Origin of the sequence: Corynebacterium maris DSM 45190, from assembly GCF_000442645.1 — a bacterium.
GTDB lineage: Bacteria > Actinomycetota > Actinomycetes > Mycobacteriales > Mycobacteriaceae > Corynebacterium > Corynebacterium maris.
Window position 1 is genome coordinate 504,983 of record NC_021915.1, and the last position, 13,703, is coordinate 518,685.

A 13,703-nucleotide genomic window follows, 5' to 3' on the forward strand; every position below is an offset into this window, starting at 1 on the left:
CCCGTGCTTCTGCACGGGGCATTTTCCTTTTCGAAGGCGATGTCCCGGCGGATAATCATCACGACATAAAAGGGAAAGGAGGCGTACTAGGATATGGCAAACGCAAAGAACGTTGCAGAGCTCGCAGCTCTCAAGGAGAAGTTCGAGTCTTCCTCCTCCGTGTTTCTGACCGAATACCGCGGTCTGACCGTGGATCAGATGGCTCAGCTGCGCGGCGAACTCGGGTTTGACGTCACCTACCACGTCGCCAAGAACACCCTCCTCAAGATCGCTGCCAAGGAGCAGGGAATTGAGGGTCTTGACGAGCACCTGACCGGCCCGACCGCCATCGCCTTCATCGAGGGCGAAGCAGTCGACGCAGCCAAGGTGTTCAAGAAGTTCGCCGGCGACCACGAGGCACTCGTGGTCAAGGGCGGCTTCATGGACGGCAATGCACTGACTGCCGACCAGGTCAAGGCCATCGCCGAGCTGGACAACCGCGAGACGACCCTCGCGAAGCTGGCTGGCGCTATGAAGGGCAACCTGGCAAAGGCCGCCGCCGTGTTCAACGCACCGGCCACCAAGATGGCTCGTCTTTCTGCTGCACTGCAGGAAAAGAAGGACGACTAGCTTTTCGACGCATCCGCGTCACCCCGCATAATTTCACCCACACTTCGGGGTCCGGACACTCCGGCCCCACAACAGAAAGGACGCCACCATGGCTAAGCTTTCCAAGGACGAGCTCATCGAGGCCTTCAAGGAAATGACCCTCATCGAGCTCTCTGAGTTCGTCAAGGAATTCGAAGAGGTCTTCGAGGTCGAGGCCGCCGCTCCGGTCGCCGTCGCCGCCGCAGGCGCAGCTGGCGGCGACGCCGGTGCAGCCGAGGCTGAAGAGCAGTCCGAGTTCGACGTCGTCCTCGAGGACGCCGGCGCCAAGAAGATCGGCGTCATCAAGGCTGTCCGCGAGATCGTCCCGGGCCTGGGCCTGAAGGACGCCAAGGAGCTCGTCGAGGCAGCTCCGAAGGCCATCCTCGAGGGCGCTTCCAAGGAAGACGCCGACGCTGCCAAGGCCAAGCTCGAAGAGGCCGGCGCCACCGCCAACCTCAAGTAGTTTCACCGCTACTCACAGCTTTTCGAACCCCGTCGCCACTGCCTGTGGCGACGGGGTTCGTCGTCTTTCCCGTCGAATCAGCCCCAGCGGCGATTGCAGGTACAATTTTCCGCATGCTCCCCAAGTCACGGATCCTGTCCGCCCTGCTCGTCGGCCTCGGGGTGGCGCTCATGGCCGGCGGCCTGCTTTCCCCTGCGCTGATCAACGCCGACGGGCGGCTGCCGCTCGACCTGGAGAACACCACCTGGACGATCAAGGACGAACAGGCCCAGACCCGCCTGCTGACCTCCCCGGACGGCCGCGTCCTGGACGCCCCCGTCAGCCGGCAGCTGCACCTGGACGTCCAGGAGCCGGCCACAGAGGACAACGTCTCCATCCGGGTGGGCGCCACCACGATGCGCGACAGCATGCAGGCGGACGCGGATCGTCTGATCACGGCCCAGACGTGGAGCTACGTGATGAACCGCGTGACCGGGGAAGCGGAGACGGACGCCGACCTCATACACACGATCGGTTTCCCGCCGGAGACCGTGCCGGTGGACGGGCACTGGCTGAAGCTGCCGTCGGACGCGGAGCAGACCACCTACCCGGTGTTCGACGAAACGTTGCGCGAATCCCGCCCGGCCGTGTTCGTCGAGGAGCAGGAGATCGACGGGCGGACGATCTACCAGTACCGGCAGGTGATCGAGCCGACCAACGTGGCGGAGCTCTACGAGGGGTTCTTCACTGGCACGGAGGTCGACGGCGAGCAGTGGCCGCTGTTCCATTCCGTCACCCGCGACCTGTACGTGGATCAGATCACCGGGTTGGTCGTGGACGTGACGGAATCCGTCGATGACTTCTACGCGCCCAACGCGGACGCTCCCGTCGAGGAGCGGCAGACGGTGCTGCTGTTCGAGGGATCCCGCGATGACGCCCAGGTCAGCGCCTCGATGGCGGAGCTCGACGGCATGCTCGATCCGGCCACCGTCCGGGTGATTCAGTGGGTCGTCATCGCCGTCGGCGGGGCGTTGATCCTCATCGGCGTGATCGGCGCGTTCCGCGGCCGTGGGCGGTCTCGTTAGGGCAGCGGGGGCAGGCGATGGTAAAGTCCCCACTCAATCCGGGAGTTTCGGTGCACCCGCGTTCGGCCTTTACATCGGGGGAAATTTGATATAGGCTACATCGTTGCGCTGGAATCCTGCTCGAGTAGTGCAAGAAACCTTGTTGAAAAGACTTGAAAAAGTCAACTTGACAAGGTGACTTTTTGCTATTTAAAGCCGGAAATTCCACAGCAGACCGAATGCTAAAATACCAGCGGTTTATCGGGGGAACTGCAAGCCAGAGCAGTTTTCCCGACCCGCGTGAGGTGCTGGAAGGACCCATCTTGGCAGTCTCCCGCCAGACCAAGTCAGTGGCCGACATCCCCGGAGCTCCGAAGCGATACTCTTTCGCTAAAATCTCGGAGCCTATTGCTGTCCCGGGGCTCCTCGACGTTCAGCTCGACTCCTTTTCATGGCTCGTAGGTGCGCCCGAGTGGCGCGCCCGCCAGCAAGAGGAGCACGGCGACGACGCCCGTATCACGAGCGGACTCGAGGATATTCTTCATGAACTGAGCCCGATTCAAGATTACTCGGGCAACATGTCCCTTTCCCTTTCCGAGCCGCGCTTTGAGCCGGTGAAGTACTCGGTCGACGAGTGCAAGGAAAAGGACATGAACTACTCCGCGCAGCTGTACGTGACCGCGGAGTTCGTCAACAACGAAACCCAGGAGATCAAGTCCCAGACCGTCTTCATCGGCGATTTCCCGCTGATGACCGACGGCGGAACTTTCATCGTCAACGGCACCGAGCGTGTCGTCGTCTCTCAGCTGGTTCGTTCCCCGGGCGTCTACTTCGACCAGACCATCGACAAGTCCACGGAGCGTCCGCTCCATGCCGTCAAGGTCATCCCGTCGCGTGGCGCCTGGCTCGAATTCGACGTCGACAAGAAGGACACCGTCGGCGTCCGCATCGACCGTAAGCGCCGCCAGCCGGTCACCGTGCTGCTGAAGGCGCTGGGCTGGACCAACGAGCAGATCACGGAGCGCTTCGGCTTCTCCGAGCTCATGATGTCCACCCTGGAGTCCGACGGCATCAACAACACCGACGAGGCGCTGCTGGAGATCTACCGCAAGCAGCGTCCGGGCGAGCAGCCGACCCGCGATCTCGCGCAGTCGCTGATCGAGAACGCCTTCTTCCGCCCGAAGCGCTATGACCTGGCCAAGGTCGGCCGCTACAAGATCAACCGCAAGCTCGGCCTGGGCGGCGATCACGAGGGCGAGACGACCCTGACCGAAGAGGACATCGCCACCACCATCGAGTACCTGGTGCGTCTGCACTCCGGTGAGCGCGAGATGACCTCGCCCATCGGAGAGGTCGTGTCCGTCGGCACCGACGACATCGACCACTTCGGCAACCGTCGTCTGCGCACCGTCGGCGAACTGATCCAGAACCAGGTCCGCGTGGGCCTGTCGCGCATGGAGCGGGTCGTGCGTGAGCGCATGACCACCCAGGACGCCGAGTCGATCACCCCGACGTCGCTGATCAACGTGCGTCCGGTCTCCGCCGCGATCCGCGAGTTCTTCGGCACCTCCCAGCTGTCGCAGTTCATGGACCAGGGCAACTCCCTGTCCGGCCTGACCCACAAGCGCCGTCTGTCGGCGCTGGGCCCGGGCGGCCTGTCGCGTGAGCGCGCCGGCATCGAGGTGCGCGACGTCCACCCGTCGCACTACGGCCGCATGTGCCCGATCGAGACCCCGGAAGGCCCGAACATCGGCCTGATCGGTTCGCTGTCGTCCTACGCGCGCGTCAACGCCTTCGGTTTCATCGAAACCCCGTACCGCAAGGTCGAAAACGGCAAGGTCACCGACCAGGTCGACTACCTGGCCGCCGATGAGGAGGATCGCTTCTCCATCGCGCAGGCCGAGGTCGCCCAGGACGCCGACGGAAACATCGTCGAAGAGCGCATCGAGGTCCGCGTCAAGGACGGCGACATCGCCGTCACCGACGCCCAGGGCGTCGACTACATCGACGTGTCCCCGCGCCAGATGGTCTCCGTGGGCACCGCCATGATTCCGTTCCTGGAGCATGACGACGCCAACCGTGCCCTGATGGGCGCCAACATGCAGAAGCAGGCCGTGCCGCTGCTGCGTCCGCAGTCCGCGTTCGTGGGCACCGGCATGGAGCTGCGCGCCGCCTACGACGCCGGCGACATGGTCATCTCCCCGAAGGCCGGCGTCGTCGAGAACGTCTCCGCCGACGTGATCACGATCATGGACGACGAGGGTCAGCGCGACTCCTACCTGCTGCGCAAGTTCGAGCGCACCAACCAGAACACCAGCTACAACCAGAAGCCGCTGGTCAGCCTGGGTGAGCGTGTCGAGGCCGGTCAGATCATCGCTGACGGCCCGGGCACCCACCAGGGCGAGATGGCGCTGGGGCGCAATCTGCTCGTCGCCTTCATGGCGTGGGAAGGCCACAACTACGAGGACGCCATCATCCTCAACCAGTCCGTGGTCGAAGACGACACCCTGACCTCGATCCACATCGAGGAGCACGAGATCGACGCCCGCGACACCAAGCTGGGCGCCGAGGAAATCACCCGCGACCTCCCGAACGTCTCCGAGGAAGTCCTCAAGGACCTCGACGACCGCGGCATCGTGCGCATCGGCGCCGACGTCCGCGACGGCGACATCCTCGTCGGCAAGGTCACCCCGAAGGGCGAGACCGAGCTGACCCCGGAAGAGCGTCTGCTGCGCGCCATCTTCGGCGAGAAGGCCCGCGAGGTGCGCGACACCTCCCTGCGCGTGCCGCACGGCGAGACCGGCAAGGTCATCGGCGTCTCCCGCTTCTCCCGCGAGGACGACGACGACCTGTCCCCGGGCGTCAACGAGATGATCCGCATCTACGTCGCCCAGAAGCGCAAGATCCAGGACGGCGACAAGATGGCCGGCCGCCACGGCAACAAGGGCGTCGTCGGCAAGATCCTGCCGCCGGAGGACATGCCCTTCATGGCGGACGGCACCCCGGTCGACATCATCCTGAACACCCACGGCGTCCCGCGTCGTATGAACATCGGCCAGGTCCTCGAGATCCACCTGGGCTGGCTGGCGCACACCGGCTGGACCGTCGATCCGACGAACCCGGAGAACGCCGAGCTGGTCAAGACCCTGCCGGAGGAGCTCTACGAGGTCCCGGCCGAGTCGCTGACCGCCACCCCGGTGTTCGACGGCGCCTCCAACGAGGAGATCGCCGGCCTGCTGGCCAACTCGAACCCGAACCGCGACGGCGACGTCATGGTCGACGGCGACGGCAAGACGCAGCTGTTCGACGGCCGCTCCGGCGAGCCGTTCAAGCACCCGATCTCCATCGGCTACATGTACATGCTCAAGCTGCACCACCTGGTCGACGAGAAGATCCACGCCCGCTCCACCGGCCCGTACTCCATGATCACCCAGCAGCCGCTGGGCGGTAAGGCGCAGTTCGGCGGCCAGCGCTTCGGCGAGATGGAGGTGTGGGCCATGCAGGCGTACGGCGCCGCCTACACCCTGCAGGAGCTGCTCACCATCAAGTCGGACGACGTGGTCGGCCGCGTGAAGGTCTACGAGGCGATCGTCAAGGGCGACAACATCCCGGATCCGGGCATCCCCGAGTCCTTCAAGGTGCTGCTCAAGGAGCTGCAGTCGCTCTGCCTGAACGTGGAGGTCTTGACTGCGGACGGCACCGCCATGGATCTCGACGACGATGAGGACGAGGACGAGACGACGTCGCTGGGCATCAACCTGTCCCGCGACGAGCGCGCCGACACCGACATCGCTTAATGCGTCCCGGTCCGCGTGCGGGGCGGGCGTCGACAGGCAGGAAACTTGTCGACGTCCCCCTTCACCGGGCGACAGATAAACGCTAATCTTCATATACGCCATTCAATCCCTCCGTCATGGGAGGGGAAAGGGAGTTACGTGTTCGACGTAAACCTCTTCGACGAGCTCCGCATCGGCCTGGCCAGCGCCGAGGATATCCGCCGTTGGTCCAAGGGCGAGGTCAAGAAGCCGGAAACCATCAACTACCGCACCCTCAAGCCGGAGAAGGACGGTCTCTTCTGCGAGCGCATCTTCGGCCCGACCCGGGACTGGGAGTGCGCCTGCGGCAAGTACAAGCGCGTCCGCTACAAGGGCATCATCTGTGAACGCTGCGGCGTCGAGGTGACCAAGTCCAAGGTGCGTCGCGAGCGCATGGGCCACATCGAGCTGGCCGCGCCCGTCACCCACATCTGGTACTTCAAGGGCGTGCCGTCCCGGCTGGGCTACCTGCTGGACCTCGCTCCGAAGGACCTGGAGCGCATCATCTACTTCGCGGCGAACATCATCACGTCCGTCGACGATGAGGCCCGCCACAACGACCTGTCGACCCTCGAGGCAGAGATGCTGCTCGAGAAGAAGGAAGTCGAGCAGGACGTCGAGTCCGAGATCGCCGAGCGCGCCGGCAAGCTGGAAGAAGACCTCGCCGAGCTCGAGGAAGCCGGCGCCAAGGCCGACGCCCGCCGCAAGGTGCAGAACGCGGCCGACAAGGAGATGCAGCACATCCGCGAGCGCGGCGAGCGCGAGGTCGAGCGTCTCGAGGAGATCTGGCAGACCTTCGTCAAGCTGGCTCCGAAGCAGATGATCATCGACGAGCTCATCTACGAGGAGCTCCTCGACCGCTACGAGGACTACTTCACCGGCGGCATGGGCGCCGAGGCCATCCAGACGTTGATTCAGAACTACGACATCGACGCCGAGGCCGAGGAACTCAACCACATCATCGCCGAGGGCAAGGGCCAGAAGAAGATGCGCGCCCTCAAGCGCCTCAAGGTCGTCGCCGCTTTCCAGCGGTCCAAGAACGACCCGGCCGGCATGGTCCTGGACGCGATCCCGGTGATCCCGCCGGAGCTGCGCCCGATGGTTCAGCTCGACGGCGGCCGTTTCGCCACCTCCGACCTGAACGACCTCTACCGTCGCGTGATCAACCGCAACAACCGCCTCAAGCGCATGATCGACCTCGGCGCGCCCGAGATCATCGTGAACAACGAGAAGCGCATGCTGCAGGAGTCCGTGGACGCCCTGTTCGACAACGGCCGCCGCGGCCGTCCGGTCACCGGACCGGGCAACCGTCCGCTGAAGTCGCTGTCCGACCTGCTCAAGGGCAAGCAGGGCCGCTTCCGTCAGAACCTGCTGGGCAAGCGCGTCGACTACTCCGGCCGTTCCGTGATCATCGTCGGCCCGCAGCTCAAGCTCCACGAGTGCGGTCTGCCGAAGCTGATGGCGCTCGAGCTGTTCAAGCCGTTCGTGATGAAGCGCCTGGTCGAGCACGACTACGCGCAAAACATCAAGTCCGCCAAGCGCATGGTCGAGCGTCAGCGCCCCGAGGTGTGGGACGTGCTCGAGGAAGCCATTTCCGAGCACCCGGTGCTGCTCAACCGTGCACCGACGCTGCACCGCCTGGGCATCCAGGCCTTCGAGCCGAAGCTCGTCGAGGGCAAGGCCATCCAGCTGCACCCGCTGGCCTGTGAAGCCTTCAACGCCGACTTCGACGGCGACCAGATGGCGGTCCACCTGCCGCTGTCCGCCGAGGCGCAGGCAGAGGCACGCGTGCTGATGCTGTCCTCGAACAACATCCTGTCCCCGGCGTCCGGCAAGCCGCTGGCCATGCCGCGCCTGGACATGGTCACGGGCCTGTACTTCCTGACCATGGACAAGAACGAGGACGAGATCGGCGGCGAGGGCGCCTACCGCCCGGCCGACGACAACGGCCCGGCCCGCGGCGTGTACTCCTCCCCGGCGGAGGCCATCATGGCCCGCGACCGCGGAGTCCTCGGCCTGCAGGCCCCGATCCGGGTCCGCATCGACCACCTCCGCCCGCCGGCGGAGGTCGAGGCGGAGCTCTACCCCGAGGGCTGGGAGCAGGGCGACGTCTGGACGACCGACACCACGCTCGGCCGCATCATGTTCAACGAGCTGCTGCCGTGGAACTACCCGTACCTCGAGGGCGTCATGGCCCGTAAGGGCACGGGCAAGGTCACGATCCTGCTCGGCGACGTGATTTCCGACCTGGTGGACAAGTACCCGATGATCACCGTGGCGCAGACCCTGGACAAGCTCGGCGACGCCGGCTTCTACTGGGCGACCCGCTCCGGCGTGACCATCTCCATGTCCGACGTGCTGGTGCTGCCGAACAAGACCGAGATCCTCGAGTCCTACGAGAAGGAAGCCGAGGTCATCGAGCGCAAGTACTGGCAGCAGGGCAAGCTGACCGAGCGCGAGCGCTACGAGCGTCTGGTCGAGCTGTGGCAGGACGCCACCAACACGGTGGGTCAGGCCGTCGAGGCGATGTATCCGGACGACAACCCGATTCCGATGATCGTGAAGTCGGGCGCCGCCGGCAACATGCGCCAGATCTGGACCCTGGCGGGCATGAAGGGCATGGTCGTGAACTCGCGCGGCGAGTACATCACCCGCCCGATCAAGACCTCCTTCCGTGAGGGCCTGTCGGTGCTGGAGTACTTCAACAACTCCCACGGTTCCCGTAAGGGCCTGGCCGACACCGCTCTGCGCACCGCCGACTCGGGCTACCTCACCCGTCGTCTGGTCGACGTGGCGCAGGACGTCATCGTCCGCGAATCGGACTGCGGTTCCCGTCAGGGCGTGCGTGTCCCGGTCGCCGAGCAGCTGCTCGACGCCGAGGGCAACGCCTCCTACGTCCGCGACGCGCTCGTGGAGACCTCCCTGTCGGGCCGCGTGCTCTCCGGCGACCTCAAGGACGCCGAGGGCAACCTGATCTACGAGGCGGGCACCGACCTGACCGAGCAGATCATCGACGACATCGTCGCCCACGGCATCGACAAGGTGAAGGTCCGCTCCGTTCTGACCTGCCAGACCCCGTCGGGCGTCTGCGCCAAGTGCTACGGCAAGTCCATGGCCACCGGCCAGCTGGTCGACATCGGCGAGGCCGTCGGCATCGTCGCAGCCCAGTCGATCGGTGAGCCGGGCACCCAGCTGACGATGCGTACCTTCCACCAGGGTGGCGTCGGCGGCGACATCACCGGCGGTCTGCCGCGTGTGCAGGAGCTGTTCGAGGCCCGCGTTCCGAAGAACCGCGCCCCGATCGCCTCCGTCGCCGGCACGATCTCGCTGGAGGACGAGGGCAACTTCTGGACCCTGCGCATCACCCCGGACGACGGCGGCGACGACGTCATCTACGAGAAGCTGTCCAAGCGTCAGGGCCTGGCGCAGGTCTCCCGCCCGATGGACTCCAACCCGCAGGCCATGATCGAGCGTTCGCTGCAGGAAGGCGACCGCGTCGAGGTGGGCGACCGCCTGCTGCGCGGCGCCGCCGACCCGCACGACGTGCTGGAGATCCTCGGCCGCCGTGGCGTGGAGAAGCACCTGATCGACGAAGTGCAGGCCGTGTACCGCACCCAGGGTGTGGCCATCCACGACAAGCACATCGAGATCATCATCCGGCAGATGCTGCGGCGCGGCACCGTCATCGAGGCCGGCACGACCACGCTGCTCCCGGGCACCCTGGTCGACCTGTCCGAGGCGAAGCAGGTCAACTCCACCGCTCTGGCCGAGTCCGGCCAGCCGGCGGAGCTGCGCTCCGAGATCATGGGCATCACCAAGGCCTCCCTGGCCACCGAGTCCTGGCTGTCGGCCGCCTCCTTCCAGGAGACGACCCGCGTCCTGACCGACGCGGCGATCAACAAGCGCTCCGACCAGCTGCTCGGCCTCAAGGAGAACGTGATCATCGGTAAGCTGATCCCGGCCGGAACCGGCATCTCGCGCTACCGCAACATCACGGTCAACCCGACTGAGGCAGCCCGCAACGCCGCCTACTCGATCCCGACGTACGGGGAATCGATCTACGGCGACGAAGGCTACGGCGAATTCACCGGCGCTTCCGTGCCGCTGGACGAGGCCTTCGACCTCTAAGCTGACCGGCTTTCTGGCTGGCACGGTCTGCTGACAACGATCGGCCCCGCGCTCCCTGCAAGAGGGGAGCGCGGGGCCGATCGCCGTTGTCGGGGCAGAAAAGTCAGTCGCGGGGCACCCGGTAAATCTCCACCGACCCCATCAACCCGACGCCGCGGACGCGAATCACGGGGGCGTCGGCGGCGACGTCGGCCTGCCGTAGGGTGACGCCCTCGCCGTCTTCGACGCTGAATGAGCCCATGACGCCGGCGCCGTCGCTGATGACGCGGAAGTCCTCGGGAACGTAGATCTCCACCGACCCCATGATTGCGATGGCGTTGATGGCCGTCTCCTGCCCCGGCAGCCGGGCCTCGGTCAGGTTCAGCTCGGTGGAACCCATGATCGAGATCGACATGTGGTTGTCGCCGACTTGCCACACCCCGTCGTAGGACGTCGATCCGAGGATGCCCGCGCTCAAGTTCGTGCCGCCGCCGGCGCCGGTGATCTGATGCCGAGGCGCCGGGACTGGCCGGGCGGGAGGTGCGGGAGAGTCAGGGGTGAGGTCCGCCAGCAACGCCTCGAGCTCATCGCGGAACCGGGCGCCGTAGGCCAGCTTCGCCCGCTCGTCGAATTCCCCCAGCGTCAACTGCCCCCTGCTCAACGCCTCCTGCAGAGAGGCGACGGTCTGCGACCGGTCGTCATCGGAGGCACGCAGGCGCGGGGTGTGGTCCATGACTCAAGCGTAGCGCGATACTCAGCGCAGATACCGGGCGTCGATCCGCGCCAAGGTCACGGCGCCGACGGCGCGGAACGGGTGCAACGGATCCGGCGTCTCGGAGCCGGTGGGCCCGCCCAGCTCGGTGTGGGCCTCCGCGCTCATGAGCACGTAGGCGTCCTCCGCCGAGTAACCGTGGTCGGTGGTCAGGGCGTCGAAAAGCTGCTCGTAGGCCATGACCACGGAATCCTGCACCGGGTCGCCGAGACCGACGCACACCAGCTCTGCGCCGGTGTGCACGCGCGGGGCACGCAGCCGCGACAGTGAATCCGTGTCGGCCGGCCGCTTGATCAGGTCGACGCTGACGGTGGCTTCGCCCGCGGCCTCGATGGCGACGAAACTGGACTCGCCGCGCGCCATCACCGCGTGAATGTCGCCGATGTACAACAGTGCCCCGGCCACCTGGACGGGCAGGTAGACGGTGGAGCCGACGGCCGCGTCCGTGAGATCCATGTTGCCGCCGGTGGGGTAGGAGGGCATGACCGTCGACATCGTGGTCGCCGCCGCCGCGACGCCGATGCAACCGATCATCGGGCGCACGGGCACGGAGACCTCGTCGCTCAGCTGCGCCCGGCCGTCCTCGATGGGGATGAAGCGGGTGAACATCTCCTCACCCATCACACCCTCCAGCGCCCCGGCCCCGGGCAGGTACACCGACCAGCCGCCGTGGGGCAGCGCGATGTCGTGGATCGTGACGGCCAGCACGTCGCCCGGCTCCGCGCCCTGGACATGCACCGGGCCGGTCACGGGGTTGAGCACGGCGGTCACCGCGTCCATGGACTTGTGCTCGTGCATCTGACGGTAGGCCTCGTCGTCCGTCTCAAAGGTGATACGGTCGCCGGCTCCGGGGCTGACACGCAGCACCGGCTCCTTGTCGGCGGGGAAACCGGCGACGCCGCCGGCTTTACTCAGGAAATGTTCTTCGGGCACGACACAGCACCTCTCGGGTAAGGAAATGATCGGATATACCTGAGTCTATCTGGACAAATAGGGATACGGGGGCGTTGTCGCCCGCTGCTGTCCCGGGACATGGGGGCAGGGTAGAGGTGACGCAGATGTTCGGCGCCAGACCCGGAATCGCTGAGCGGGCTATGCCGCGACCGGCTAATCTGACAGGGTATTTTCATCACTACATGGAGCGACTATGACCTATCACGGTGGATCCCCCTTCGGGTCTTCCCCCTCCGGCAACGGACAGGGCGGCCCCTTTGGCTCGTCTCCGCTGGACAGTCACAGCGATCGTGCCGCGCACCAGCCGGGCCCCTCCGCCGGCGCTCCCTTTTCCGGCGCCGCGGCGTCGCCGCCGCCGTCGGTGAAGCCCGCCGGGCAGTCCCACGGCGTGACCGTCGCCTGGATCGCCGCCGCCCTGGCGCTTGTGGTGGGGCTGGGCGGCGGCGGGGCTGCCGCGGTCAACGCCCTGAGCGGTTCTTCGGCTGCGCCCACAACCGGCACCGACGTCAGCGACGCGCTGGTGATCGATGACGGCGCCAGCGACGTCGCCGAGGGACTCGCCCCCGGCAGCGGCACTGAGGTGGAAGACAACGCTGAGCGCGCAGAGATTTACCGGAACTCGAGCGATTACCAATTTCTGGCGGGCGATGCGGGAGCGCTGATGCCGGGCGCCATGTTCATCACGGCCAGCGGGGCGAGCTGTTCCAGCGGCTGGTTCGTCAAGGAGGAGTCTTCGGACGCCGTCTACATGACCACTGCCGGGCACTGCGTCGAGGAAGGGGAAGAAATCGCCTACCGCGACACGGACGGGGCCCTCGTCCCAGCGGGCCGGGCAGTTCTGACCACCGGCTTCGACTTGGAAGGCGATCTCGACTACGGACTCATTGAGCTGTACTCCGACGCCCGGTGGGAGCCCACCATTCCAGTGGAAGTGGCGGGGCAGGTCGAAGGCATCGCCAGCGCCGAATGGGTGGAGGACACGAAGCCGTACATCTGCCGTCTGGGCTACCGGTCGGGCTTGAGCTGCGGCGACTTCATCGAACGGGAATCAACCAACGTCATCCGCTACGAAAATATTTCTGACCACGGCGACTCCGGCGGACCGGTGTGGGCCCAGGACCCCGGGACCGGGGCCTGGTACGCCGTCGGCATCACCAGCTTCGGAGAAGAAACCGACGCCACGAGCGCCGGAGCGATGGTGGTGGCCCCTCTCGTCGCCGCCAATGACTTCAAGCTCCTCATTCCTGGACCTGCTTAATGGGGTAAAAGGGGTTCTCTGTTTACTGCGTCAATAACTCCCCGTGTAATAATCGTGTGAATGACGAATATTTCGTCAATACTTCATGTAAAGAAGGTGACTTAACGTGACCGGACCATTTGATCAGGGAACATCTGGCCCCTCCGGATCCCCGTTCGGCGGCGGACCACAGCCCTCTTCCGGCGGACACGCCACCCCCGGGCCGTTTGGCTCGCGCCCAGGCCCCGCCGGCGGCTCCGGCCCCTTCTCCCCGTCGGGCAGCACCGCGGCGGCCGCTTCGGCGACATCGAGCGCCGCCTCCAGCGGGGGCGTGGTCAGCTACACCTCCGGCCCGTGGGCGCCGCTCATCGCGGCGCTGGTGACTGCGGTCATCGGTCTGATCATCGCGATTGTCCCGGTGGCCGGGCCGATGACGGCCACCTCGGCTAGCTACGCCGTGTATGCGGGCGTCGCCTGGGTGTTGTGCGGCATCGTCACTTTCGTCCTGGCCGGCGTCTACACGATGAAGGACAATGCCCTGCGCGCCAACAGCGTGTACGTGGCCAAAGACGCCCAGAAGAGGCTGTACTGGCTGGCCGTGGGCATCGGCACCGCCGGTGTCCTGCTCACCGCCTACGAAATCGCCCTCTGGGCGTCGAAGCTCTAAGGGATAAGGTCTCACGAC

Annotated in this window: 9 protein-coding genes; 7 read left to right on the top strand and 2 right to left on the bottom strand. The window is 65.8% G+C overall.

Annotated elements, in window-relative coordinates; translation table 11 throughout:
* The first annotated feature begins 93 nt into the window (after positions 1–93).
* From rplJ to B841_RS02425, 5 genes are all read left to right on the top strand, one after another.
* Positions 94–609: a 50S ribosomal protein L10 gene (gene rplJ / locus B841_RS02405; RefSeq protein ID WP_020933890.1), complete on the top strand. Its 516-nt coding sequence runs from the start codon at positions 94–96 to the stop codon at positions 607–609.
* Positions 610–697: 88 nt separating this feature from the next.
* Positions 698–1,090 carry a 50S ribosomal protein L7/L12 gene (gene rplL, locus B841_RS02410; RefSeq protein ID WP_020933892.1) on the top strand — a complete coding sequence of 131 codons (393 nt, stop codon included), beginning with the start codon at positions 698–700 and terminating at the stop codon, positions 1,088–1,090.
* Between the two features lie 113 nt (positions 1,091–1,203).
* The gene (locus B841_RS02415) at positions 1,204–2,154 is read left to right on the top strand and encodes a DUF3068 domain-containing protein (protein ID WP_020933893.1); all 951 of its coding nucleotides are present in this window, start codon (positions 1,204–1,206) and stop codon (positions 2,152–2,154) included.
* A 284-nt stretch (positions 2,155–2,438) separates the two neighbouring features.
* Positions 2,439–5,930 (top strand): DNA-directed RNA polymerase subunit beta, encoded by a 3,492-nt coding sequence (rpoB, locus tag B841_RS02420; protein WP_020933894.1) that lies wholly within the window; start codon positions 2,439–2,441, stop codon positions 5,928–5,930.
* A gap of 138 nt (positions 5,931–6,068) precedes the next feature.
* Complete coding sequence (locus tag B841_RS02425) at positions 6,069–10,076, top strand: DNA-directed RNA polymerase subunit beta' (RefSeq protein ID WP_020933895.1); 4,008 nt, start codon at positions 6,069–6,071, stop codon at positions 10,074–10,076.
* A 103-nt stretch (positions 10,077–10,179) separates the two neighbouring features.
* Here the strand turns inward: B841_RS02425 and B841_RS02430 are convergent, their stop codons facing one another.
* The gene (locus B841_RS02430) at positions 10,180–10,788 is read right to left on the bottom strand and encodes a DUF1707 SHOCT-like domain-containing protein (RefSeq protein ID WP_020933896.1); all 609 of its coding nucleotides are present in this window, start codon (positions 10,786–10,788) and stop codon (positions 10,180–10,182) included.
* Positions 10,789–10,809: 21 nt separating this feature from the next.
* Positions 10,810–11,760, bottom strand: coding sequence for an acetamidase/formamidase family protein (locus tag B841_RS02435; protein ID WP_020933897.1), 951 nt, complete (start codon positions 11,758–11,760; stop codon positions 10,810–10,812).
* Between the two features lie 214 nt (positions 11,761–11,974).
* On the opposite strand from B841_RS02435, the gene B841_RS02440 reads away from it, so the two are divergent.
* Positions 11,975–13,039, top strand: coding sequence for a trypsin-like serine protease (locus B841_RS02440; protein ID WP_020933898.1), 1,065 nt, complete (start codon positions 11,975–11,977; stop codon positions 13,037–13,039).
* A 106-nt stretch (positions 13,040–13,145) separates the two neighbouring features.
* A complete protein-coding gene (locus tag B841_RS13820; protein ID WP_156844668.1) occupies positions 13,146–13,685 on the top strand; it encodes a hypothetical protein in 540 nt (179 codons plus the stop codon).
* Positions 13,686–13,703 lie beyond the last annotated feature (18 nt).